The 25,779-nt window shown below is 42.0% G+C and carries 24 protein-coding genes and 1 pseudogene; 15 read left to right on the top strand and 10 right to left on the bottom strand.

From position 1 onward, the window contains the following. Positions 1-494: 494 nt before the first annotated feature. Together IPJ09_14200 and IPJ09_14195 are read left to right on the top strand one after the other, a co-directional pair. Positions 495-792, top strand: a pseudogene (locus IPJ09_14200) (zinc-binding dehydrogenase). A 103-nt stretch (positions 793-895) separates the two neighbouring features. Beyond that, positions 896-1,306, top strand: coding sequence for a hypothetical protein (locus tag IPJ09_14195; protein ID MBK7372563.1), 411 nt, complete (start codon positions 896-898; stop codon positions 1,304-1,306). Between the two features lie 421 nt (positions 1,307-1,727). Here the strand turns inward: IPJ09_14195 and IPJ09_14190 are convergent, their stop codons facing one another. Beyond that, positions 1,728-2,960: a response regulator gene (locus IPJ09_14190; GenBank protein ID MBK7372562.1), complete on the bottom strand. Its 1,233-nt coding sequence runs from the start codon at positions 2,958-2,960 to the stop codon at positions 1,728-1,730. 89 nt (positions 2,961-3,049) lie between these two features. After that, positions 3,050-5,563, bottom strand: a complete 2,514-nt coding sequence (locus IPJ09_14185) for a PAS domain S-box protein (GenBank protein MBK7372561.1) — start codon at positions 5,561-5,563, stop codon at positions 3,050-3,052. A 650-nt stretch (positions 5,564-6,213) separates the two neighbouring features. On the opposite strand from IPJ09_14185, the gene IPJ09_14180 reads away from it, so the two are divergent. Both IPJ09_14180 and IPJ09_14175 read left to right on the top strand, forming a co-directional pair. Beyond that, positions 6,214-7,794, top strand: a complete 1,581-nt coding sequence (locus IPJ09_14180) for a hypothetical protein (GenBank protein MBK7372560.1) — start codon at positions 6,214-6,216, stop codon at positions 7,792-7,794. 446 nt (positions 7,795-8,240) lie between these two features. After that, positions 8,241-8,417 carry a hypothetical protein gene (locus tag IPJ09_14175; GenBank protein MBK7372559.1) on the top strand — a complete coding sequence of 59 codons (177 nt, stop codon included), beginning with the start codon at positions 8,241-8,243 and terminating at the stop codon, positions 8,415-8,417. Between the two features lie 9 nt (positions 8,418-8,426). Here the strand turns inward: IPJ09_14175 and IPJ09_14170 are convergent, their stop codons facing one another. Genes IPJ09_14170 through IPJ09_14160 form a run of 3 tightly spaced genes read right to left on the bottom strand, consistent with a single transcriptional unit; the run spans position 8,427 to position 9,782 of the window. Further along, entirely contained in the window at positions 8,427-8,843 is a 417-nt protein-coding gene (locus tag IPJ09_14170; protein ID MBK7372558.1) for a VOC family protein, read from the bottom strand. A 54-nt stretch (positions 8,844-8,897) separates the two neighbouring features. Next, positions 8,898-9,344 (bottom strand): helix-turn-helix transcriptional regulator, encoded by a 447-nt coding sequence (locus IPJ09_14165; GenBank protein MBK7372557.1) that lies wholly within the window; start codon positions 9,342-9,344, stop codon positions 8,898-8,900. Between the two features lie 27 nt (positions 9,345-9,371). Continuing rightward, positions 9,372-9,782, bottom strand: a complete 411-nt coding sequence (locus IPJ09_14160; protein MBK7372556.1) for a DUF1801 domain-containing protein — start codon at positions 9,780-9,782, stop codon at positions 9,372-9,374. Between the two features lie 279 nt (positions 9,783-10,061). Here IPJ09_14160 and IPJ09_14155 point away from each other — a divergent pair, with 279 nt between their 5' ends. Then, on the top strand, positions 10,062-10,430 hold the full coding sequence (locus tag IPJ09_14155) for a DUF1304 domain-containing protein (protein MBK7372555.1): 369 nt from the start codon (positions 10,062-10,064) through the stop codon (positions 10,428-10,430). A gap of 172 nt (positions 10,431-10,602) precedes the next feature. Here the strand turns inward: IPJ09_14155 and IPJ09_14150 are convergent, their stop codons facing one another. The 3 genes from IPJ09_14150 to IPJ09_14140 are packed head-to-tail and all read right to left on the bottom strand — an operon-like array spanning position 10,603 to position 12,760. Next, a complete protein-coding gene (locus IPJ09_14150) occupies positions 10,603-10,980 on the bottom strand; it encodes a DoxX family protein (GenBank protein MBK7372554.1) in 378 nt (125 codons plus the stop codon). 20 nt (positions 10,981-11,000) lie between these two features. Next, positions 11,001-12,434: an SRPBCC domain-containing protein gene (locus tag IPJ09_14145; protein MBK7372553.1), complete on the bottom strand. Its 1,434-nt coding sequence runs from the start codon at positions 12,432-12,434 to the stop codon at positions 11,001-11,003. 5 nt (positions 12,435-12,439) lie between these two features. Beyond that, positions 12,440-12,760 (bottom strand): winged helix-turn-helix transcriptional regulator, encoded by a 321-nt coding sequence (locus IPJ09_14140; protein MBK7372552.1) that lies wholly within the window; start codon positions 12,758-12,760, stop codon positions 12,440-12,442. A 152-nt stretch (positions 12,761-12,912) separates the two neighbouring features. Here IPJ09_14140 and IPJ09_14135 point away from each other — a divergent pair, with 152 nt between their 5' ends. Continuing rightward, on the top strand, positions 12,913-13,752 hold the full coding sequence (locus IPJ09_14135; GenBank protein ID MBK7372551.1) for an RNA-binding protein: 840 nt from the start codon (positions 12,913-12,915) through the stop codon (positions 13,750-13,752). A gap of 490 nt (positions 13,753-14,242) precedes the next feature. Here IPJ09_14135 and IPJ09_14130 read toward each other — a convergent pair whose 3' ends face one another. Further along, positions 14,243-15,070: a hypothetical protein gene (locus IPJ09_14130; GenBank protein MBK7372550.1), complete on the bottom strand. Its 828-nt coding sequence runs from the start codon at positions 15,068-15,070 to the stop codon at positions 14,243-14,245. 180 nt (positions 15,071-15,250) lie between these two features. On the opposite strand from IPJ09_14130, the gene IPJ09_14125 reads away from it, so the two are divergent. From IPJ09_14125 to lon, 6 genes are all read left to right on the top strand, one after another. Then, positions 15,251-15,706: a hypothetical protein gene (locus IPJ09_14125; protein ID MBK7372549.1), complete on the top strand. Its 456-nt coding sequence runs from the start codon at positions 15,251-15,253 to the stop codon at positions 15,704-15,706. A 6-nt stretch (positions 15,707-15,712) separates the two neighbouring features. After that, the gene (locus IPJ09_14120) at positions 15,713-17,293 is read left to right on the top strand and encodes a hypothetical protein (protein MBK7372548.1); all 1,581 of its coding nucleotides are present in this window, start codon (positions 15,713-15,715) and stop codon (positions 17,291-17,293) included. An 86-nt stretch (positions 17,294-17,379) separates the two neighbouring features. Further along, the gene (locus IPJ09_14115; GenBank protein MBK7372547.1) at positions 17,380-18,702 is read left to right on the top strand and encodes an aspartate kinase; all 1,323 of its coding nucleotides are present in this window, start codon (positions 17,380-17,382) and stop codon (positions 18,700-18,702) included. Between the two features lie 136 nt (positions 18,703-18,838). Further along, positions 18,839-19,342 carry a hypothetical protein gene (locus IPJ09_14110; protein MBK7372546.1) on the top strand — a complete coding sequence of 168 codons (504 nt, stop codon included), beginning with the start codon at positions 18,839-18,841 and terminating at the stop codon, positions 19,340-19,342. Between the two features lie 40 nt (positions 19,343-19,382). Then, entirely contained in the window at positions 19,383-19,982 is a 600-nt protein-coding gene (locus tag IPJ09_14105; GenBank protein ID MBK7372545.1) for a ribonuclease HII, read from the top strand. Positions 19,983-20,115: 133 nt separating this feature from the next. Next, positions 20,116-22,512: an endopeptidase La gene (gene lon, locus IPJ09_14100; GenBank protein MBK7372544.1), complete on the top strand. Its 2,397-nt coding sequence runs from the start codon at positions 20,116-20,118 to the stop codon at positions 22,510-22,512. Between the two features lie 153 nt (positions 22,513-22,665). On the opposite strand, the gene IPJ09_14095 is transcribed toward lon, so the two are convergent. Then, positions 22,666-23,232 (bottom strand): DUF2911 domain-containing protein, encoded by a 567-nt coding sequence (locus tag IPJ09_14095; protein MBK7372543.1) that lies wholly within the window; start codon positions 23,230-23,232, stop codon positions 22,666-22,668. Between the two features lie 291 nt (positions 23,233-23,523). Here IPJ09_14095 and IPJ09_14090 point away from each other — a divergent pair, with 291 nt between their 5' ends. The 3 genes from IPJ09_14090 (at position 23,524) to IPJ09_14080 (ending at position 25,770) form a co-directional block, all read left to right on the top strand. Beyond that, positions 23,524-23,922: a VOC family protein gene (locus IPJ09_14090; protein ID MBK7372542.1), complete on the top strand. Its 399-nt coding sequence runs from the start codon at positions 23,524-23,526 to the stop codon at positions 23,920-23,922. 118 nt (positions 23,923-24,040) lie between these two features. Next, entirely contained in the window at positions 24,041-24,649 is a 609-nt protein-coding gene (locus tag IPJ09_14085) for an OmpH family outer membrane protein (protein ID MBK7372541.1), read from the top strand. A 146-nt stretch (positions 24,650-24,795) separates the two neighbouring features. Next, positions 24,796-25,770 carry a sugar phosphate isomerase/epimerase gene (locus tag IPJ09_14080; GenBank protein MBK7372540.1) on the top strand — a complete coding sequence of 325 codons (975 nt, stop codon included), beginning with the start codon at positions 24,796-24,798 and terminating at the stop codon, positions 25,768-25,770. Positions 25,771-25,779: the final 9 nt, after the last annotated feature.

The raw sequence follows: 25,779 nt of genomic DNA, 5'->3' as shown, positions 1-25,779 counted from the left end.
GGGCTTCTCTGTGACTGAGAATCAACGAAGTATAAATTCATTTTCATTTTTAATAAAATTGATAAATTTTATGTTTCAATACTTGAATGGGTTTTTAGAGATAGCCTTAATAATTTTTTATTATAAATCAAGTTTATAAAAAACATTTAAATGTCAATTAAAATAGCTGATAATTCAAACATTTCATCTGACATTTGGGAAATAAGAAATACACAGTGATCTGCCTGCGAATTTAATCTTGAAAATAAAAAATTCGCTATGCGGCATTTGATATTATGCTATGAGTATTTAAGAGGATATGACCTGACTATATCGATCGGAGGTCAAATCCAGATTAATTGCGATCTGGATCAATTTGTATCCAATCAGTTCCATGAAAAGGATGATATGATGGTATGTGTACATCATGAAAGGAATTGGATTTATGACTAAGCTGAAGTATGTAAGCAAGACGCAATTGATGTACCTGAACGCATAGACATTCAAATGAAAAAATATCACGAAGAAGGATATCCGCCCAATCACGGCCTGATATATCAACTGAATTGGGTAAAAATGCAGAAAACATTTTTTTTTGCGTTGATCACCCCAATTTGGAGCGGTAGGAGAGTTTTATTTCCAATCCCGACGATTACAAAAGCAGATTTTTTATTCTTAAAAAAACTTGTAGATAAAGGGGTGTTTAAACCAATCATCGACAGGCTCTTTAATTTGGACCAAATCGTAGATGCCTACAAATATGTTGATTCGGGTCAAAAAACTGGTAATGTCGTATTAAAAATAGGTGAATGATATCGACTATAAAAACCGTAAGCATAAGCATGGGAATTGATTATATTTAGTGGTTGCTACTAAATCTTCTTTTTCCGATTTGGATTGTATTTAATTGAATATCATGTATCTGTACCAAAAATTAACCTTAGTCTCCTTATGCTTCACACTTGTTGTACTATCCGGCTGCAGTTCTGCCAAATCAAAGGCAGCGCATTCGAAAAAAAACATAGAGGACTTTGACCGATTCTATGATAAATTCCATCAGGATGGAGCATTTCAGATGTCCAGGTTAAAATTTCCACTTCAGGGGCACGACGGAGTTGGAAATAAATGGACCAAAACTAATTGGACCTTGATGAAAGGCCGGATCTATGAGGTGGACAAATCGCAATACAAAGTAGAATACAAGAAGACCGACAAATCATTTTTTCAAAAAGTCTGGATTGAAAACTCAGGATTTAATTCCGAATGCAGATTTGAATTAATAGATACCAAATGGTACCTGGTCTATGCACTCGAAATCGATAATTAAATTCCGAAAACCTAGTTCTTAGGCTTTTCTATCAGGTACTGCTGTCAAACCCACTTCAAAATAAGTATCGGCTAATCTATACCTGCTCTCAAAAAACAACTTCCGGATAAAATGAAACTTTGAAAAACAAGCTTCGTCAGCGATATTGTCAAGGGTTGTCGATTAACCAGTACTGTGGTTATTTAATTAGCAAAACTATTGGACGCTCTAAAGAATTAATAGATTGATAAACGAAAGTATAACAGCACATTTGCGATAGGCTGGGAATCTCAGCTAAGGTGGGGGCGGCTGTGTTCCAAGGACAGTTTTAAGGTTACAGAATGGTAGCCTATTTTGAAAACTGTAATCATAGAGTAATAGATTCGGTCACTTTGGGAAAATCTTTATATCGTTTCAATGGCTGTCATTAGTAGTCCTACATTCACAGTTCAATTGAAGTGCCCTCTTGTGCCAAAGTGCAGGAAAATGTATAATTCTTGTTGGCAATTACTTTTTGGCAAAATTCAGAAATCTGATCCATGAAGGCGTCGTCATGATCAGGGTCATGATGAATGATAGCCAACCGTTTTACGTTTGCTTCAGCTGCACGTTCCAAAGCATCGAGGAAAGTGCTGTGACCCCATCCCTTTTTCTCTACATACTCCTCCTCAGTATATTGCGCTTCAGAGATCAGCAAATCCGCATTCTCGGCAAAGCGGGCTATTTCCAGGTCGAGTGGATGCGGACCTGCCCCACCAGGCGACAAACGCCCATAATTCTCGTGATCGCTAATATAAACCAAAGATCGGCCCGCAAACGACATACGGAACCCTATTGCAAGACCCGGATGGTTCAGGAACATATAAGAAACCTGGATTTCTCCCAAGTTCACTGCTGACTCCAATTCGCGAAACTCCAGGTTTGCCTTCATTTCGGTCAAAGGGACAGGAAAGTAGTCGTTATCCATCAGTCCCCTGAATACTTTTTCGAGTGGTTTTTCCGCACCGTGCAGGCTGTAAATTGTAAATTCATTTCCTTGGATGAAAGCTGGTGCAAAAAAAGGGAATCCCTGAATATGATCCCAGTGAGTGTGCCCTACAAAGATGTGTCCATTGATCGGTTTTTGCTTAAATTCATGGAGTAGGGAAAGCCCCAGCTGGCGAATCCCTGTTCCGGCATCCAGAATCAGCAATTGTTCGCCGCATCGTACTTCAGTGCAGGCGGTATTCCCACCATATTTCACTGTGTCTGGTCCTGGCGTTGCAATCGACCCGCGTACTCCCCAGAACCGAATGTTAAAAGGTAATTTGGTTTCTCCCAGAAGGTCAGCGATAGTTTTCCAGAACACCTGCAAGTCGAACGGTTTGCTCAAATATCGATCTGCCCCGAGCCGAATAGTTCTTTCTAAGTCTGCTGTATACGTTTTGGCAGAGATCACAAGGATCTTGACCTTGCTCAGGTTGGTATCATTGCGGATCTCTTGAATGAGGGTGTAGCCGTGCATCTTAGGCATCATCAAGTCCAGAACCACCACATCTGGGTAGTGTTCTCTTGCTATTCGCAATCCATCTGCTCCATTGTCAGCAGTCAAGGTCTCGACATTTTCTGATTTTAGCCGTGCAGCCATGAAAGTCAAAATCGCAGCATTATCGTCAATCAGTAGAACTTTTGTCATAAACTAAATCTTATGGGTTGATAAAAGATAAATCTAGTACAATAGGCACGATGCACCGTCCTGGGTTTATTTGGTTTGTCGAAGTCATTTCATGAAATATTAAGCGCCAAATTCAATGCATCCATAAATGCATTGATCCTGATCGGTTTGGTGAGATACAAAAAGAAACCTGCCTGCAGGCCCTTTTCAATGTCGCGTTCCATAGCACTTGCAGTAAGGGCGATGACGGGGATGTGTGCTGTAGCCGGGTTTTCGCGCAAGATTTTCAGGGCTTCGATACCGCTCATACCTGGTAAATTGATATCCATCAGGATCACATCCGGTTGGCTTGAACATGCAAGCTCGATTCCCAGATTCCCGTTTATGGCGCTTAGAAGACGCATGTCAGGGCGGCGTGCTATGAGTTGCTCCACCAGTTTTAAGTTAGCCGGGTTATCCTCAATGTATAGCACGGTGTGTAATGTCGCGCCATAATCAACTTCCGATTGGTCAACTACGGTGTGCTCAGCCTGGTCAACGATATGTTGTGGCGCTTCCACCGAGCCCAGTTCAATCCAAAACTTGCTTCCCGTGCCTTCCTTGCTTTCCACTCCAATCGAGCCACCCATCAGTTCGACCAATCGTTTGGTTACCACAAGACCGATACCTGTACCTTGATTGTTTCCACCCTCTTGTCCGAGGCGATTAAACGGCTGGAAAAGCTGAGCCAGTTTTTCTTCAGATAATCCCTGGCCTGTGTCTTCAATATTGATATACATGCGTCCAGAAGTGCCCGGTGTGGAGGTAACCATCACCATTCCCCCTGATCGGTTGTATTTTATAGCATTGGATAACAGGTTGATGAGAACTTGCTTTAACCGGGTCCGGTCAGCATGGACAAAACAAGGGATTTCGAATCGTGGAAAGGAAATGTGAATATTACTTTGTTGCGCCTGTGGCTCGATCATGGCCTGGCATTCGAGCATGACTTCAGACAACAAAACCGGTTCTGGTGACAGAGACACCTTTCCGGACTCGATAACTGCGAGATCTAGAATTTCGTTGATCAGTTTCAGAAGGTGCCATCCCGCTTGAAGAATCTGGGTAACATTTCCCATTTGAGTGGAAGTAGGCGGAGGAGTACTAGACTCCATGAGTTGTGCGAATCCAAGGATGGCGCTGAGCGGAGTGCGAAGCTCATGGCTCATGTTGGAAAGGAAATCTGATTTCGCAAAGTTAGCCTGCTCCGCCGCTAATTTAGCGATCTCCAGTTCGACATTCTTATCCTGTAGTGTTCTTTCAAAGCGTTTGAGTTCAGTGACATCGCGTGCCGCCGCGAATACTCCCTGCAGTTTCCGGTCCCGGTTATAAAAGGTCGTTGCATTGTAAGATACCACGGTCTCATTTCCGTTTCTGGCGCGGGCAGTCAGCTCATAGTTGGTGACCTTTTTTTCGTTGAGCACTAGTTTAATACCCGCCTCAGCCCGCTCCGGGTCAGTGAAGTAGTTCTTAAATGGTGCACCGATTAGTTCGTCGCGGGTGCAGCCGGTGAGCGCTTCCATCTGCTTGTTTACATCGGTGATGATACCGTATGGGTCAGTGGTCATCAACGCGTCTATATTGGATTCGATTAGAGAACGGGTGTAGAACTGCTGATCGCGCAGACGCTGATCAAGCTTCTTCTGCTCTTCTTCGACCTCCTTACGCGCTGTATTATCAGTCCCTATCAGAAGATATCCGATGATGGTGTCCTGATCATCGCGTAGTGCAGTCACTGATACGACTGCCGGAAAGCGACTGCCATCTTTGCGGATGTAGGTCAATTCGTAGATGTCTTCGATTCCACGCGAGGCCTTGAAGACCAGGGCCTCAAAACCCGGAGTAATGGTGGTTGCAAGCTCAAGGCTTAAAGTCTTAGCACGAGCGATTACTTCCTGCGGATCGGAAATGTCAGCCGGGGTGATCTTATCTAACACTTCAGCAGCTGAATAGCCCAGCATACGCTCAGCTCCGACATTAAATATTTGAATGACCCCTTTTGCATCGGTGGCAATACTTGAGAAGTTAGCACTATTGAAAATCGCGTTCTGCAAAGCCCCAGCTCTTAACAGTGCATCTTCTGCCTGTTTGCGCGCCGTGTTATCGGTACCGATCAATAAGTAACCTATGATGTCGCTTTGAGCGTCGCGCAGCGCGGTGACCGATACAACGGCTGGGAAACGGCTGCTGTCCTTGCGGATGTAGGTCAATTCATAGATGTCTTCAATTCCGCGTGAAGCCTTAAAGACCAAGGCCTCGAAACCTGGTGCTATCGGGGTAGCTAGTTCGAGGCTCAATGACTGGGCGCGCGCGATCACTTCGTGAGAATCAGAAATCTCAGCAGGAGTGATTTTGTTCAGCACATCGGAGGCAGTGTAGCCGAGCATTATTTCGGCTCCGACATTGAATAGTTGAATAACTCCATTCGCGTCGGTAGCGATAATCGAGAAGTTAGCGCTGTTGAAAATCGCGTTTTGTAAGGCTCCTGCTGCAAGTAGTACTTCTTTTCTTCGTACCTCGCTAATGACATCTATTGCTTCAGCGGCCACGGTAATAACGGTAGAGTCAAGATTCCTGTTAGACATTGCTCATCCTCCTCTTAATAATGGCTGAAATTTCATTATTCATGATTCAATCTTGTATTTAATAGTCGGCTTAATATTGGGTTAAGAATTATGCCTCAGGCGCACAGGTCTCAATTTTTAATCAGCTCATTAATATTGCTATCATCCCCAATTTACGATTTATTGATACCATCTGGTTATAAATTAATTAATAAGCCCCAGTTCAGGAGATAATACGTTTTCAATCCTTTGCCTCTATACTGCATGAAGGATGGAAGCCAATGGCGAAGTTGGCAAGATTTATATCTCAAAGATCACTTATACCTTAGTCAGGGAAAAATACAATTGTTTGCCCAGAGCCCAGCTGTATGTAAAAGGAAGTTTGAATATGTATTTTGTAGAATGATAAAGAATTAATATTAATGATATTGAGTTAGGCGAGAAGATGGATAGAAATAACCACTGTCTATTGGCAATTGACTATATTTAATGTTGGGCTGCAATTTGTTGTTATTCTATGCAGTTTAAAAATTAACCAACACTTATGATCAATTTAATTGCCTTTCTATAACAATCAAATGAACAAACTTCAACTTTTGAGCACGATTGTGTTCGTTTGCTGTCTACTGCTGTCCTGTAATGGTCCTTCTAAAAATCAGGTGGAATTTTCGATTGAACAAAATAAAGCTTTTACGCAGGCACATACCAATGGAATATTAGTCAACGAAGGATTAGAGAGATGTAGACACTTTGTGAAAGATTGGCTGGCTTATTCAGATCCTGTTTCCGGTCTCATCCCCAGAAATTTGTACGAGGATGCTGATATCTGGAATGCAAAGGACGCCGCCGCGGACAATTATCCATTTATGGTATTAACTGCATCGATAACTGATCAAGCACTTTTCCTGGGACAGATGACTGAAATGCTGAAAAACGAAACTCGACTTACCTCACGTATCGACAGACTCCCGGATACCTATTCTTTTAGTAAAAAAGGGTTTGATAATCCAAAAGCTGATTTAGAAAGTATACTGTTTGGCTCCTCTGAGTATGTTAAAGATGGGTTATTACCTCTAACTGAATGGTTGGGAGAGAGCCCGTGGTCTACCAGGATGATTGGTATCCTGGATGATATTTGGTTACATGCACCGGTGGAGACAGTTTATGGCAATATAGTCTCTACCAATGTAGAACTCAATGGTGAAATGCTCCAAGTGCTTTCACGTATCTACTGGATGACCGGAGAACAAAAATATCTTGATTGGGCCATACGCTTAGGCGATTATTATTTATTAGGGACCCATCATCCAACCAGAGATTTTTCTGAACTCAGGTTGCGTGATCATGGATGTGAGATTGTATCCGGACTCTGTGAACTTTATGTGACCACGAGTTTTGCAGCCAGCGAAAAGAAGGAGGAATACCAGTCTCATATCCACGAAATGCTGGAAAGGATCCTGGAAGTTGGTAGAAACGAAGACGGACTTTTTTATGATGCCGTTAATCCACAAAACGGAGTTATAACTGAAAATCGAATTGCTGATAATTTTGGATATACTTTCAATGGATTCTATTCTGTTTATCAGGTTGACTCTGTAGAAGCCTACAGGATGGCCACTTTGAAGGGACTGGCCGCTTTAAATGATAATTATCGCAATTTTGATTGGGAGTCTGGATCTTCAGATGGTTATGCAGATGCTATCGAGGGTGCTTTGAATTTGTATGCCAGAGAACCTTTAGCGTCTACAGCTGCCTGGATAGACAGCGAAATCACGGTGATGTGGTCTATGCAAGACTCGAGTCACCGGTCCAATACCTCACAATGGCGCTCATCTGGTATCATTGAAGGATGGCATGGTGATGGGAATTTTGCCAGGACTACCATCATGTATTGTCTTTGGAAAACCCAGGGCGTGACAGCCTACCCCTGGCGATCTGATTTACAGATAGGTGCTGTGTTAGATAAGGATGATTTACTTATAAACATTACCCTTGAAAAAGATTGGGATGGTGTGTTGAAATTTGATACTCCCAGGCACCAAACTATCATGCATATGCCCTTGGATTGGCCTCGAATCAACCAGTTTCCAGAGTGGTTTACAATTGGAAAAAACGGAAATTATGAATTAATCGAATTTAGTAATAAAACCAAAAAGGTCATATCCGACCGGGAGTTGATCAATGGAATTCCACTTTCATTGCATAAGGGAGTAAATAGATTCATATTGAAAAAGCAAAACCCAGGAATATGATATTTGGCATGAATCAGGTACATTGTCTCAAGTCACTTGAAAGAGCTTGGGTTTTATGCAATAAATCGTCATGGAGACTATGTTCATTTAGAGCAGAGAGTTTCACCTTGGGCTATAAGTATTTGAAACTATTACATTTTGCTTATTTTTAATCTCCTGCTGCTAAACCTGCTTATTCAACCAATGTAAAGTGTTGACCAAACACGTATGATCAAATATTCAAAATGGACCATGCTTTCATTCTGCTTTGCCTTGGCTTTATTGCCAAGTTGTAGCTCGACCAAATCGAAGGCAAGTAGGGCGAAAAAAAAATAATAATAGAGGACTTTGACCGTTTCTACGATAAATTCCATAAAGACAGGGTATTTCAACTATCCAGGCTCAAGTTTCCACTGCAGGGGCATAGCGAGACCGGCAAAAAGTGGACTAAGGCTAATTGGAATATCATGAAGGGTCGCATCTATGATGTGGACAAATCCCAATACAAAGTCGAATGCAAAAAGACTGACAAATCATTTTTCCAGCTAGTCTGGATTGAAAATGCAGGATTCAACTCCGAATGCAGGTTTGAATTAATAGATAACAAATGGTACCTGGTCTATGCACTCGCAATAGATATTTAAACCAGTATCTTATTCTTTAGGTTTTTCTGTGAGTGAAAACCAATTTCCTGAATCGTCGCAAAACAAGGCTTCATATGCATAAAATTCTTTCGTAGGCGGTTTTTTGAATACGACTCCTTTAGTTTTCAGCTCTTCATAAGTAGCATTGAGGTCATTGCATTGAAACACCCCAAATCCAAAAGTCCCTTTCTTCACAAGATCTCTCATTTGATCTGCGGCCTCTTCTTTAAACATCATACCTTTTTCAATAGCCATGAGGGATATTTCTAAATCCGGTTGATCCGGCGGACACACCGTCAGCCAACGCATACCTGGCCCGATAGGTGCGTCAGTATGAACTTTGAAACCAAGTTTGTTTACGTAAAATTCGAAAGCATGGTCCTGGTTTAAGACAAAGATGCTCACATGATTCATTTTAGTGATCATAAATTTCTATTTTTAGTTTAGTGAAATATAGCATCGAAGATCCGAAGGCTTCAATCAAACCACTTCTTGAAAATTGCTTTTTTTCGTCCAACCTTTTTGTTCAGCAAAACAGTTTGGAATAAAATGAAGGGGACTTTCCTGAATTCGTTTTTGCCTTGCTTTATATTGGCGCTGATATACTGAAGGCGACACTCCTTCGTTTTTTTTGAATAAACCTGTAAAAGAGGTTACGCTGTCAAAACCCACCTCAAAACAAGTCTCTGCCACGGTACAACCACTTCTCAAAAATAATTTTGAATTATCAATCCTCACCTGTATCAGATATTGATGTGGCGTTTTTCCATAGAGGGTTTTGAACAACCGAATTAAATGAAATTTTGAAAAACAGGCTTCGTCAGCGATATTGTCAAGATCTAGTGATTCACTGAAATGGGTGTCCATGAATAGTTTAGCTTGCACTATTCTTTGATACAGAAAATATTTAGGATAGGTTTTGAGCATATTGGTATTTTGTGCCCGGCGTAAAGTTTATTTATCTACTAATTTCAACCATGCCCTTATGGTTTTACTCAGTAATTTTTCTTTGGTCTTCACATCAGCCAGATCATTAAATACAATAGTCTTCCGGCCATCTTTAAAATCACCTTCCAACAGACCCGAGGAGTCTTTTACTTTTGCTCCGCTCGGCCATACCAGCATGATCTTGCCTTTGTGGAGATTCATCACGATGATTTCCCTTTTATATTCCTTCGGATCGAAGGGTTTCATTTCACCGGTATAATAAAAACTTGGATTGTTCCATTTGATTCTTTCACTGATCTCAGGGTCTGTGCTCAGTATGAATTGGCGGATATATTCTATGATCTTACCCAAAGATGGTTCCAGTTTTTGGATATGCTGAGAGACTTGTTGTTGATCAGACAATACTTGTTTAGCCATAATAAACATTTCTTTTATGTACCTGCGAAATTACTGATCTCCATTGAATTTCATTGACTCATGAACTATTATGTTTTAGTATGATATTGTAAGTCTCAAGATATATTCATTTCAAATTGCAGACTTCATAGTCCCGATAGAAGCCAAATTTGCATCAAAGTAAATGAAACCATTTTAGTTAGGATCATTTCCAGTTAACTTTTCTAGTCTGCCAGATCATGAATTCAAAAAATTGAGTACATTGGATTGTTAAAGTATCATTTGATACAAAACCCGAATATGATGATCGCTGCTAAAATCTTAATCATAATTGTCGTCCTGGAGCACTTTTATTTTTTATGGTTGGAGATGTTTGCCTGGGAGACCAGTGGCAAAAAAGCATTTAAAGGAATCATGCCTGATCACTTATTTACACCTACCAAAGGCCTGGCTGCAAACCAGGGATTATACAATGGATTTCTGGCTGCAGGTCTGATCTGGTCATTGCTTATTACTGATACGATGTGGAGTCGTAATGTGGCTCTGTTCTTTTTAGGATGTGTGGTCGTAGCCGGACTGTATGGGGGCATCACAGCGAGTAAAAAAATACTCTACATCCAGGCGATGCCGTCGATTCTGGCTTTGATATTGGTATACTTTAGTAAATAGAAGATCATCATTCTGACTTGCGGAAGATTTAACTCTGATACACCAATTAATTTTTATTGACAGATGGTGACTCCGGGTATTTCACCGGCCTCAAACAATATTAAAATTCCTTCCTGCTTCAAATTTTCCACTCCTGAGCGATTCCTTTTTTGGATCAATTCCTAACTTAATTTCAAAGACTATAATGAAGCATTTTTTTATGCCATAAGTAGTAGGAAAGGAATAAAACAGCCATAAAGATGAACATGAGTGTCATGGAAAGGTGAAATCCCTCTTTGTAAATAGCCGAATAAGTAGCCCCAGCGAGGTCAAAAAACAAACCCGCATATGCCCATTCTTTTACCCGGTCAAAGTTTGGAATAAGAATGGCAATAGCACCCAGTAACTTGGCTACTCCTATAAAGGGGATAAAATAATCCGGATAGCCCAGCCCGGTGATCATATTTACCGCATCTGGCGACATCATGATATCTGGTATAGCAGTAAATGCCATAAAAGCAGCAAATAGTCCGGTTACGATCCAATACCAAAGGTTTAAGTTTTTTTTCATCTAGCTTTTATTTATAAGATTTATACTTTTTCTGCACAATTAAACATCCAGTTGATTCCATATTTATCAATACAGCTTCCAAAATAGCCACCCCAAAACATTTCTTGTAGGGGCATGGAGATATTACCTTCTGCAGAGAGTGCTTCAAACAGTTTTTTTGTTTCTTCCCTGGTAGCAGGTTCCAGGTTGATATGCATATTATTGCCGGTAGTCACTGTAAATCCCATACTGGCCGGTGCATCGGTAGCCATCAATATATGACCTCCGAGTATAGGCAGTTCAATATGCAGGATCAATTTTTTATCTTCATCTGATAGCGATGGATGCTCCGTATCCACAGGGATATCTCCAAAACGCTGGATACCTCCTCCTGAAAATTCGCCTCCAAATACTGATCTGTAAAAAAGAAAAGCCTCCTCTGTATTGCCTGGAAAATTAAGATAGGTGCTGACTCGGGACATTATATTATTTTTTAATTGATAACGTAATTTGATTTGAGAGGCCAGGTAAGTTTCTAATTGATTGAAGGTGCCACCAAACCCTTGTTGCATACTTTCGTGCATAGCATCATATGTGGCCAATTGGGCATCGGTAGCTTGACAAGGTCCTCCAGTCAGGGTCAAGGTGGTCACTCCCTGATGCTCTTCCAACGAGATTTGATTAAAGATTTCCTCAGGGAAATCTATATCGAATGGGGCCTTACAAACATTACCTGATTCGTCAGAAAATGAATTGACAAATTCGATTTTATTCGGTTTTTGGATGGTTACATATTTAAATAGTCCCCACATCGTATTAACTGGCCCTTCCATTTTGTAGTGAAAACTACCGCCTGGTCTAAAATCTAATTTTTTTACTGTGATCGCCATTCCTGCAGGACCCCACCAATCAGCCATTGCAGCAGCGTTTTCAAAAGCTTCAAATACCATTGATATAGGTGCATTGAAAGTCCGTACTAATTGAAACCTTCCAGACCTAATATTTGTCCGAACATTTGGTAGTTGCCTTGCCAGGTATGCAGTAAGTTTCTCTACATTTTGTTTTAGTCCTTCGTCTGCTTTAAAGGTTTTCACTACCTGGATAAATTGATCACGGGATTCGAATAACATATGCCAGTTGAGTAAGGTATTTTGACCTTGAGCTTCAAATTGAATGGTGGCTATAAAAGGCGGTACAGAGACATGCTTATACACCAGTTTTTGATGATGGATGACTTCACTAAATATGCTTTTGTTATTGTAATCCGTACCATCCGGCCCATGCATGGTTAGGTTCCATATTCCCCCGGCTTGTACTTCCATATCCTGAATTGTATTGGTAAATCCATTAGGTCCCCACCATTGAGCAATATGTGCGGGCTGGGTCCACACATCCCATACCAATTCGATCGGTGCTGACAATAACCGGGATATCCTGAGCTCACGATCTGCAGTGTTTTCTTCTTGCTGTATCATGATGATTATTTTTTTTGAATTTTATCGAGATAGACTTCGAGTGCGTCTAGTTTGGATTTCCAAAACTGTTTATATTGATCTATCCAGGCAGATACCTCACCGAGCTGTTCCAGTTTTGCTTCGCAGATGCGCTCACGGCCATGTTGTTTGATTTCGATGAGCCCACATTCGCTGAGTACTTTTACATGTTTTGATACAGCGGGTCTGCTGATATTAAAATTCTCCGCCACCGCATTGAGCGATAATGTCTGTACCGCTAAAAGGCCCAGAATAGCCCTGCGGGTTGGGTCTGCGATAGCTTGAAATACATCTCTTCTGGTCTTCATAATGTAACTACTTGGTTACGCAAATATATATGAAACCTTATGGTTACACAATAGAAGTTGAACTTTTATTTTTTGCTATAAATTTTTGAAACTTTTTTTGCCGCATTTTCAAGACCCAATCCAGAGCTAATAACTTGATTATCTTTGTCATAATGTTAAAGCCGGGTTCATATCATAAACTCAGACTATTGCGGGAGACTGCTCAGGGGGCCTACCTGGATGATGGGGCTGATGGGGTATTGTTGCCGAAAAGGTTTTTGCCACCTGATGTAAAATTTGGTGACGAGATAGAAGTGTTCATCTATCATGACAAAGAAGGCAGGCCGATCGCTACCACCCAAAAACCATATGGCGTGGTAGGGGAAATCGTAAGGCTCCGTGCTGTCACCGTCACTCCACATGGTGCTTTCCTGGACAATGGATTGATGAAAGATCTTTTCGTGCCCAAAAGCAAGCAACTGCGTGGTATGGCGCCGGACAATGAATACCTCGTGATGATCTACCTGGATGAGATCACAGATCGGCTTTGCGCTACGGAGAGACTGGAGCCCTTCCTCACTAACGAAACATTGACGGTCAAAGAGCAGGAAGAAGTCGACTTGCTCGTATACCGCAAAACCAATATTGGGTACCAGGTCATCATCAATAAGAGACATCTGGGGGTGTTGCACCACAATGAGATCTATCGTCCCATAGCTATTGGTGACACCTTTAGAGGATATATCAAAAAAATATTGCCTGATAATAAAATCGATGTTGTTGCAGGTAAACTAGGATTCAAAAGGGTAGAGGATGAAGCGCAAAAAATCGTCCGCTTACTGCAGGAGCATGATGGATATCTTCCCTATCACGACAAATCTGATCCGGAAGCTATTTATGCCTTTTTTGGAATGAGTAAAAAAACTTTTAAAATGACCCTCGGCGGATTGTATAAATCGAAAAAAATAGAATTAGAAAAGGAGGGGATCAAGTTGATACCCGGTATAAAATAAAAAACCATTTCGTGCACGGAGCACCTCCTGATGCTTCTTGGAATCGACATATTTTATGTCAGAAGTTTCATGATTAGTGGAGACTACACTATCACGCTGCTGACTACTCATAAAGAATTTCTCTCTGCCATTGAATACCCCACAAAGGTTATGGAACAAGGCAAAAACAAATAATTTTTGCTCATCAATGCCGCACAGGACTTCGAGCCCACCTATCCCCCTGCGATTTCACTTACCAGGTTACCTTTAGTTTCTCCCTGCATAGATACCCGAAACAACCTTTTTATTTAACCTATTTAATTTATTACATCATGTTATCATTAATGATTCTTTACACGATTTTATTTCCATTGATGACGATGAAATCAACACTGATCATCATGTAGGAAATACCGCAAACTTTATTTTAAAGTTACACTCCAGAGTCTAATCTGAAATAAAAGAAGCTTGGTAAAACTTTGTCAGTACTTTCCAATATCAGAAATGAATGTCAACCAGTCACTGACAAAGCTTTGCCTCTCAAAGCAGGCGACATCAACCAAAGGCCCCACCCACCACTGATCACACTACTTCCGATCCAGAACCAGGTACCAAAATATCCCCAATCCACTTTATGGAGCTGAGCATCTACCAATAATAGACCTGCTACTGCACCAAGCCCAAATACCACGAGCACTGCACCATAGGTCTGATACTCTCTGGCATGAGCTCCTTTCCACATCAGGTAGTTGCCATACAAGGTCAAGGCAAACAGCGCCGCATAAAATCTACCGCTAAATGCATCCAGCATCCAGGGCCAGTAATTGGACGAAAATGCAACCGGAGACATAAGCAATCCCATGATATGAATGCCCATAAGGGTAGAATGGACGATGAGTATGATTTTCGTCAAAGTAGAATTGCGGACGAGGTCCTTCATACTATATTCTCTGGTCAGGTATAAAAACCATCCGGTGATGAGGCATGAGCCGCCATAGAGCCCAAACCATAGGGCGATTTTCCAGGTTTTAGTGAAAGGCACCGTGTCGCAATATATCAAGGTCAGTAAGGTAGCCCATAGTGTAAATAGAAAGGATGCCGTGATCACAAAGCGGGCAGGACTCCACCGGTTATATTTGATCAACAGACCAACGGCAGCCATTTCGGCAGTATAGAAAAAGCCAAGAAATCGGGTATTGAAAGGCTTTAAGGGCCAGAAAAAAGCTGGACCCGTCTGCTGAGGTAGAAAGATCAACCCCAGTGCAATCGGCAGTACCAGGATGATGATGAGGATAAAAAAATAATAGATAGATTTTGGCAGGATTGAGTCTTGATGCATACGAATGATCAATGGTGTAAATAAAGATAATTAATCAGCCATAATTTGTCCAATTAAACATTTTTGTCATGAGGAACCCGGCTTGCGATAGTTAAGTCTGATGCTATCTTTATTTACAGCTTTGACATTCCCCCTCAATCACCTATTTTTGCAGCTCAATCATCAGATACTCCATAATCAATGAAAAGAATCATCCTGACCCTTAGTATTGTTGTCACTGCTTTAGTAGCATGTAAAAATGAACATCCAGACCTCAAGACAGCTTTTGACCTGTTTAAAGATGCTCAATCCACCAGGCAAAATATAATTACTACCAGTGCTGACCTTAAAAATCAAGCTAAAATGGTAGATGGCAAGATCAGAAATGAAGACGAGGAAAGTGTATTTGCCATATCCGAAGTGTACAATCACCTCGAGTTTGTAGAGAAGGGTCTGGGCAAGTTGGCTGGTAGAGAAAGAGCTGTGCCCGGGCATGAAAAAGAATCCGGTGGGGCACCAGCGATAGAAGGGAAACTAGGCCCGTCAGAAGTGTTGATGCTTCAAAAAAACTATCGTGATTCCATCTTGCTCATCAAAAACGACCTCGATGCGGCAGCGACCCTGCTTAATCACCTCAAAACCAAATTTAACCAATAAGGCGTTTTGAGGAAGTGGCTGATATTCACTTCATTCTGCCTTTTTTACATCTCGTGCACTAGCTGGCAGGATAAGGATCTGTACATTCCGGAGATCTTCGTCAATGCCAGGCAAGAAGTATACCTTATAATTAAAAATCAAGGCCATACCCCCATCGATGAATCCAATATCGATCTCGAGGTCTATTGGGACCGGCTTCTGCCGATAACATTTAATTTAGATAGCCTGGACCCCCACTTTCGAAAACCTGGCGACAGCAGTATTATCAAACTACCCTTTAACCCGGGTACTAAACCTCATATTGTTTCTGCCAGGATTGATACCAAAAATGCTGTTCAGGAAACAGATGAAGATCACAATGTATACCTCAGGACCATTTCGTCGGATTCAATTCCACAATCCCTCATATTTAACTATCCAACACCGACTCATCAGTTTGACGAAGCCGTCTACGATAACTTGATAGACCATAGTGTGATGACAGATCAGGTCATTTGGTACGAAGGCAAGCATCCTTATGTGTTAAAATACTGGCAAGCCGCCTGGAAGGATCGCCTCAAACTGGAGATTCAAGACATATATAATGGTGTCGCGGTTTCTTATCCGGATACTTTAACCAGTGAATTTTCAAGGGAACAAGCTTTCGATATTTTTCTTCGGTACGTGGCCCACAGTCTATATATCGAACAAGAGCATTTGGTCCCATGGTCTGTCAATGAATTTGCCCCGGGTGATTACAACACACTGTGGGATGCGCGATCTTACTTTGATTGGGATAGCCTCCAACATACCTATCATTATGACTATCAGGCTGGTGGTGCTGTCAGAGTCTTCCACCCTCTGATAAGCTATCTGGCAGCCAGATCGGTACTGACAGGATCAGCTACGCAGCTTGATAAGGCATTGAGCGATCTATTTGGCTTTATCCGCGGATACTTTAACCATACAGAGCGGTCTGGACTGATCTTTTACCAAGATGTAAGGAGCACCTGGTTTCCTCAACCCGGGCAACAGCATACTGTATTTACATGTTGGGCGACTGGTGGTATGATCCTGGAATTTTGCCGGGCGATGAATATGCCGGTGAGGCGGGCTGACATCGAATTGTATAATGGACTGCACACTCAATTGCATTTCCCGACCCTGGGCTGGCATCTGACCCATGCCGATGATTTGTACGACCCCATGTTTTATCCAATTCACAAACAAGTACTCTCTACAGAGGTCCTGATGAATGAAAATGAATATTATTCTTTTCAAAAAAACCACCCCATTTGTATCCTTGACTCCTGTCACACCCGTCGAACTCAAAACACCTATGACCGCAGGAGGTGGATGGTGCAAAAAGCAGCATCACATGGATCCAACGGACTCGGCACAGGCTTCCTTTCTTTAAAACTCGATGAGAGCCAACTTGCTTTTAAGTCTTATCTCTCTGGCGATGAATTTCCCGATATCCTGGCACCTTTATTTTCTGTCGAAGAGCAGAAAAGAATCAACCAGTCGTTATTGTGTCCAAGGTCCGATATAAAAATGATGAAAGAGCGATATCAACGCTACCTTGCTTGTAAAAACAACACGAGGTGATTTTTTTTTATTGTTACTATTTAATTCCCAATATCAAAGGCTACAAAATATCTTTGCACACTTTTTTATAACCATACAGCAACAAGATGAAAATAATGAAATTTGGCGGTACCTCCGTGGGCAAACCAGAACGCATGAAGGAAGTATCCCGATTGATCACAGCAGATCAGGAAAGCAAGATCGTAGTACTCAGTGCATTGAGTGGTACTACCAATAAGCTCGTGGAGATCAGTAAACACTGCTTCAACAGAGACAAGGTGACGGCCAAAGCCGAAATAGATGCCCTGGAAGTACATTACCGAAATTTTATCAAAGAACTCCTCCATCAGGACCCAACCTATCAAAAGGCAGAATCCATCTTAAATGAGCATTTTGATTTTTTAAATATCACGACCAAGGTATCTTACAGTGAAGCTCTAAACAAAGATATTCTCGCCCAGGGTGAGCTGTTATCGACCAAATTGTTTAGCTGTTACCTTGAAGAAAATGGTATAGCACATCATCTGTTGCCTGCACTTGATTTTATGGTGATCGATGTCAATGATGAGCCCCAGATCCCAATGATCAGATCCAAACTGTTGCCCATCCTGGCAGCTACCAGCGATAGCCAGATCTATGTGACCCAGGGGTATATCTGCCTCAATGCCCGTGGCGAGGTAGACAATCTCAAACGGGGAGGCAGTGATTACAGTGCTTCTTTGATCGCGGCAGCTGTGCAAGCCAGTGTCTGCGAGATATGGACGGATATCGATGGTATGCATAACAATGATCCACGGATCGTCAAAAGTACCCGCCCGGTAGAGCAGTTGAGTTTTGATGAAGCGGCTGAGTTGGCTTATTTCGGTGCCAAGATCCTGCATCCAGCCACGATCTGGCCGGCTCAACAAGAACATATCCCGGTAAAACTTTTAAATACCATGGCGCCTCAGGCCAAGGGAACCCTGATCTCTAAATCTGCTGCCAGCCAGGGGGTCAAAGCAGTTGCGGCCAAAGATGGCATCGTCTCGATCAATATAAAAAGCAGCCGAATGCTCCTGGCATATGGGTTTTTGAGAAGTGTATTTGCTGTATTTGAAAAATATAAGACGCCTATCGATATGATCACCACTTCAGAAGTGGCGGTATCCATGACCATAGATCAAATGGCCTATATCAATGAAATCATCGCTGAGCTCGGTCAATTTGGTGCAGTGTCAGTCACGCCCAACCAAACCATCATATCTATCGTAGGTCACAATCTCGTCAAGTCTGAAGATCTTCTGGAAAATATTTTTGCATGTATCACTCATATTCCTGTGAGTATGGTCAGTTATGGGGGCAGCCCTCACAACGTATCTATCCTGGTACCAGCCGATCATAAAAATGAAACACTGGTTGCTTTGAATAAGAAGTTGTTTGGTTTGGATTAGGCGTTATTTTTTAAATCTTCATTTCCAACATTTGCCAATTTTACCAGTTTGGTGTCTTTTGTTTAAGATAGAATCTATAAGTATATAAAATGATTAATTAAATATTCAAACCCCCAAAGGTTACTATAGTTATTTTATGATCAATAACGATGACCAATACCATGAACTTCCCGAATGGCAGGATGACTTTATGGATGAAGAAGAAGAAGGTGAATCATGGAAGCCCAATCCTACCCGTGATGCCTGCAAAGCTATGTATGAGCAATGGAATGAAGTAGTACTTATACTCAAGGCTGCGTTCGACAGTTTAAAAGAACCCAAAGACAATGATCGTTTTGACAAAGAATATACAGAAGAGTTTAAAGCATCGTTGTTGTCAGATGCCTTCCAGGTCGCTATCAAAATCAGAAGCTCAGTGGTGGATCTGTATATGCTCAAAATGGAAAATGCGTGCCTGATCAGAAAAAATGCAGAAAATATTCGGGTAGCTACCAATCATTTTTTATTGACCGGTACCATGGAAGAAAAACATTATTATATCGTACGTGCCGAGATAGATCAGTTTAGAGAATTATTTAAAATCTGGGTTTCCACTTTTGAAAAAGATGAACATGAAGACGAATGGGGCTTATTCAATTAAGTCGATCAAGCTTACATTTGTACGTATATAATATTCTCCATTGAAATCATTTTTCAAAAAAGGTCTTATTGAAGCAGGTGTAGACGAAGCAGGTCGGGGTTGTCTCGCAGGACCGGTCTATGCCGCTGCGGTGATTTTGCCTCGGGGATTTCGCAATCCGGGTATAGATGATTCAAAAAAGCTAAATCGCAAAGAAAGAGATCGTCTACGCTCCATTATTGAAAAAAAAGCGATTCACTGGGCAGTAGCGGCCTGCGATCCCCTGGAGATCGATCGACTCAATATCTTATGGGCTTCTGTCCGGGCCATGCATCTGGCTTTGGATCAGATACCCCTGGAGCCTGATATGATCCTTGTAGATGGCAATAGATTCAAACCTTATCGATCGGTAGCCCATACCTGTGTCATAGAGGGGGATGCCATCTATCTCTCTATCGCAGCTGCTTCTATCCTGGCCAAGACGCATCGTGACGAACGCATGCAAGCCCTGCACCAATCTTTTCCACAGTATGGATGGGATACAAACAAAGGTTATCCAACTCCTGACCATAAAAAAGCACTTAGGATGTATGGAGACTGTGATCATCATAGAAAAAGTTTTCGTTGGGACTTACCTGTCCAGGGCGTATTATTTGAATAGAATGCTAAAATATTATGCCATTATGGCTTGACTTTCAACTAAAGCAAGGCCCTAAATTGTCTTTTTGGCTGAAAAACAAAGAAGGAATGTTATTTGTTGATCGAATGTTGGCGTTATATTGCCCTTTCAAATTATGTTCAATACTGATTTATATAGACTGTCAAGCCCCGATGAATTGGAGTTTCCCATTATGGCTACGGACGAGGAGGAAGAAACTACTGAAGATGGTGATCAGCCAGAAGAGCTGACCATACTGCCCATGATCAATGCAGTTCATTTTCCCGGAGTCGTGATGCCCACCACGATCACCCGAGAAAAGTCGATTCAGGCAGTCAATCAAGCTTACAGGGAAAAGAAAAGAATCGCGGTCCTGACACAAAAGGATGCCAACTCAGAAGATCCGGGGTTCAATGATCTGTACAAAATAGGCACAGTCGCCAGAATTCTGAAAGTACTCAGAATGCCCGATGGTACCACTACGGCTATTTTGCAGGGCCGTAAAAGAATAAAAATCATTCATGAGATCTCAGACGAACCTGTATTAAAAGCCAGCTTTCAGGGACTTAATTATAAAGAACCCTCTGAAAAGCTTGAATTTGAGGCATTGATCTCCACCATTAAGGATCTGGCCAAGAAAATTATTGATCTTTCTCCGCATATCCCCGGCGAAGCCGCTACGATGTTGAGAAATATCAACGACAATGTATTCTTGCTCAATTTTATCGCGTCTAATCTTGGTGTCAATCTCAGCCAAAGACAACAATTGCTGGAGAATAATGACCTGGTAAAAAAAGGCCAGGCCATCCTCGAATACATTCATAAAGATCTCCGACTCCTGGAGCTTAAAGATCAGATAGAAAGCAAAGTCAGAGGAGATATCGAAAAACAGCAACGCGACTATTTCCTCAATGCACAACTTAAAACCATCCAGGATGAACTGGGTCAAAATCCTCAGGAGGACGATCTGAAAAAACTGGAAGTCAGAGGAGCTGAAAAAAAATGGCCCAAAACCGCCAAAGAAGCCTTTAATCGCGAGCTCGGCAAACTGCGTCGCACTAATCCTCAAATGGCGGAATATGGAGTGACGCTCAATTATGTGGAGTTATTGCTTGATCTTCCCTGGGAGGAGTATACCAAGGACAATTTTGATTTGAAAAAAGTAAAAACAGTTCTGGATAAAGATCATTTTGGCCTGGAAGATGTCAAAGAGCGCTTGCTAGAGCATCTTGCAGTCCTCAAATTAAAAGGTGATATGAAGTCACCTATACTGTGCCTGGTGGGCCCTCCGGGAGTTGGTAAAACCTCTCTCGGCAAGTCAGTGGCCAAAGCCTTAAAACGCAAATTTGTCAGAATGTCCCTCGGAGGATTACATGATGAAGCCGAAATCAGAGGCCATCGAAAGACCTATATCGGTGCACTGCCTGGTCGGATCATGCAGTCAATCAAAAAGGCAGGTTCTTCCAATCCTGTATTCATCCTGGACGAAATAGACAAATTGGGCAAAGACTTTAGAGGCGATCCATCTTCTGCTTTGCTGGAAGTCCTCGATCCGGAGCAAAACACCGCTTTTTATGACAATTACCTGGAGCTGGAATACGATCTGTCCAAGGTATTGTTTATAGCTACTTCCAATTCACTCAATAGTATACAGCCGGCCTTATTAGACAGGATGGAGATTATAGAACTCAGCGGTTACTCTACCCAGGAGAAAATAGAGATCGCCAAGCGTCACCTCATCCCAAAGCAGCTCGAAGCACATGGACTAAAACCAAAACATATCAAATGGAGTGACGAAGTCCTCACATTTGTAGTAGATAGTTATACCAGGGAATCTGGAGTGAGATCTATGGAGCGCCAACTGGCAGGTATCATGAGGCGGGTAGCCAAAGAAGTGGCTATGAAGTCTACTTATACCATTACCCTCAAAAAAGCAGATGTCATCAAAAAGTTGGGACCAGAGAAAGTAAATCCCGAGATGTACCAGGATGTCTCTATGGCCGGAGTTGCCATCGGTCTGGCCTGGACCCGGGTAGGTGGTGATATCCTCTACATTGAGTCTAGTTTAAGTAAAGGCAAAGGCAAGCTCACCCTGACCGGCAATCTTGGTGATGTGATGAAAGAGTCAGCCCACACCGCGCTGAGTTTTGTCAAGTCCAGAAGCAAACAGTTTGGTATTGATGACACCATGTTTGAAAATTTCGACATCCATATCCATATACCCGAAGGTGCTATTCCCAAAGATGGACCTTCTGCAGGTATCACTATGCTGACTACACTGGTATCCGCTTACACTAATACTCCCATCAAACCACATTTGGCGATGAGTGGCGAGATCACACTGAGAGGCAAAGTCCTTCCGGTAGGAGGTATCAAAGAAAAAGTACTTGCAGCCAAGCGAGCTGGTATCAAAGAGATTATCCTATGCAAAGAAAATGAAAAGGATGTCAATGAGATAAAAGCTGACTACATCAAAGGCTTGCATTTTAAATATGTAGACAGAATGGAGGAGGTGATCAGCCTCGCTATCTAGGGACTGGTTAGATTGAAAGCCTCACTATAGAGGATGAATAACCTTAACTACGTTAAATGTGATTTCTTTTTTGTGCAAAAACCAAATGTATTAATCCAAACGGGATAACATACCATCCTGGGTTTTCACTTCTGCTGTGGTTTATTGCGATATTTAAAATTTGATAGGCACCATGGCTACAGTATGATCCCATCCGAGATACATCGATACTCCACCATCTTCAGATTTTTCGATCACCATGGAAAAATTTTCAATCACAGCATCTGAATTGCTCACACGCGCTTTGAATCGAACCAGGTCTTTTTTGTCATCATAACTGTAGGCACCCCATTGATCCAGATCTTTATTTAGTATTATCGTCCATTCAGTGGCTTCAGGTATAGCAAACAAGGTGTAGGTACCTGCCTTCACCGCCTGGCCACCCAATATCGCATCACGATATAGTTTGATCTCCGTATTTTCATTGGCACCTAATCTCCAGACCTTACTATAGGGTACCAGCGTACCAAAGACTTCGCGATTATTTTTGGATGGACGACTATAGATCACTCTGATCATAGCCGGATCATCACCGATTTTCTGCGGAGCAAACTTTCGATCATGAGCAAACTCATTAGGATAATAACAGATGTCCAGGGGACTTTTATCTACTTTGCTAAATTTTTGAGCCGAAGCAGCCAAGCCAACCAATATCAATAAAGTCATCAAAATTGTTTTCATTTCGTATTATTTTGGTTATAAAGATAGGCCTCCCACAGCTAAATAGATATCTTTATTCTGATGAAACAATCACTACTATCGCACAAAGGCGCTAAGTCGCAACGGATTACTTTGCTATAATTCAGGACCACATGATGAAACAATCACCGCTGTCGCGCAAAGGCGCTAAGCCGCAACGGATTACTTTGCTCACTATTCAAGACCACATGAAGGAAATACATTCAAAACCAACTTTGCGCCTTCGCGCCTGCCTGCCGGTAGGCAGGTCTTTGTGCGCTAACTATTATTCTGATGAAACAATCGCTGGCATATATAGCACTCCTGGTCAATGATTATGACGAAGCGATCGACTATTACACTTCGATCCTGCATTTTAAGCTGATACAAGATATACCCATGGAGGAGGGTAAACGCTGGGTCCTGATAGGTCCTTCAGAGGGCAGCGGCTCACAAATATTGCTGGCCAGAGCAGTCAATGAGGTGCAGACCCAAGCAGTTGGTCATCAGTCCGGAGGAAGGGTTTTCTTGTTTTTATATACAGACGATTTTTATAGAGATTATGACTCCATGATATCCAAAGGAGTCGAATTTGTCAGAGCTCCTTCTTCGGAAGCTTATGGTATGGTAGCAGTATTTAAAGATTTATATGGCAATCTTTGGGATTTGATAGAACCTAAGGATGGGTTTTAGAGAGGTCACTTGTTTAATTTGTATACTTTTAACCAAACTACTCTTCCCCCGCCCAAACATTGTCCATTACGCTGATTATATTACCTTTGCGCGCTTAATTTAATTTTAAAAGATATCAATGAAAAATCTACCTTGGATATTGACTGCCATTCTGGCGTTGGCTGTAATCAACTTATATTTTAAAGTCTACAACTTAACCGGTCCTTCAAAATCTGCTTCAATGACAGCATCTGACGGGAGTGCTACGCTAAGACTTGCCTATGTCAATGCAGATTCGATCCTTGAAAATTTTACACAGTTTAGAAAGGAGAAAGATGTTTTGGATAAAAAACAGATGGATATAGATGTGAGCCTTGGAAGTAAAGGCAGGACACTGGAGAACGAAGTGGCTTCTATACAGCAAAAAATTCAATCTGGCTTACTTACTCCAAAGGAAATACAACAGCAAGAGCAACGATTCAGTGCCCGGCAGCAGGCACTCATGGCCGAAAGAGATAAGCTGGCCAAAGAGGTGATGGATGAGGGGACTGCTATCAATGAAAGGTTACAAAAAGTACTTATGGCTTCTTTGGAGACCCTCAAAAAAGATAAGGGCTACAATTATATATTTTCTTATGTCAAAGGAGGACAGATCCTGATTGGCAACCCTGCGGATGACATTACTGGTGATGTATTAAAGATGTTGAACAATCCAGGGACAGCCCCAGCCGATTCTACAGGCAAATAAAAGAATTGCACCCTGGAGCCCTGGGTATGATGGTTTATGTGACAAGCTGCTTCAAATAGTGGAAGAATTTTATTACTAATGAAGGATGCATGTCTATATAATTAATTAAAGTGCTACCTTGAATTATCAAAATCAGCACTTGTAATATGAAAAATAGTTTTTCCAGACGAGCGTTTATCCAAAAATCAGCCTTTGGGGCATTAAGTATCTCCTTAATCCCACAAGAAAATATTCTTTTTAAAATCAAAGGCATCAAACTGGGGGTGATCTCATACTCCTTCAGAAGTATTCCGCATACCATCGATCAATTACTTGGCTTTTGCCGGACCAGCGGAGTGAATGCTCTTGAGATGATGGGGGATCCTATGGAAACTTATGCGGGCAAACCTGCTAATCCAATCGTTTTCACTCCTCCCACCCAGGGTCAAAGGCCCAGCTTGTCAGAGGAGCAAAGAGCTCAACTAGCTGCTTACAACAAACAGGTAGCTGATTGGAGATCGACGGTGTCTATGGATAAATATGTAGAAGTGGGCAAAAAATTTAAAAAGGCGGGGATCAATATCTATGCATTCAAACCCAATGCCTTTGGGGTCAATAATTCCGATGCAGAAATAGAATATGGGATGAGAGCCGCCAAAGCGCTGGGTGCTACTTCGGTTACGGTAGAGTTGCCAAATGACGCCAAACAGTCTCAGCGATTGGGTGACTTGGGTGCGAAGCACAAGATATATGTGGGTTATCATGCCCACCTGCAAGCCACGGATACACTTTGGGATGTAGCTCTCAGCCAGTCACCTTATAATTCGCTCAACCTGGATTGTGGACATTATATAGCCGCTGGAGGCAGCAATACCAAAGAATCATTGCTCGCCCTCATTGAACGCAAACACGATCGCATTACGAGTATGCATATTAAAGACAGGACTACAGCCGCCAACGGGGCTAAAAATCTACCCTGGGGTACTGGCGATACACCGATCGTCGAGATTTTGCAACTCATGAAATCCCGTAAATACAAATTTCCTGCTACCGTAGAGCTTGAATACGATGTACCCGCTGGATCTGATGCCGTAAAAGAAGTCCAAAAATGTATTGCATATGCCAGGAAGGCCCTTAGTTGATATTTTGAT

The sequence above is a fragment of the Saprospiraceae bacterium genome, from assembly GCA_016709995.1.
GTDB lineage: Bacteria > Bacteroidota > Bacteroidia > Chitinophagales > Saprospiraceae > JADJLQ01.
The sequence above is the reverse complement of the archived record's forward strand: the minus strand, read 5'-3'. Positions and strand labels throughout refer to the sequence as shown.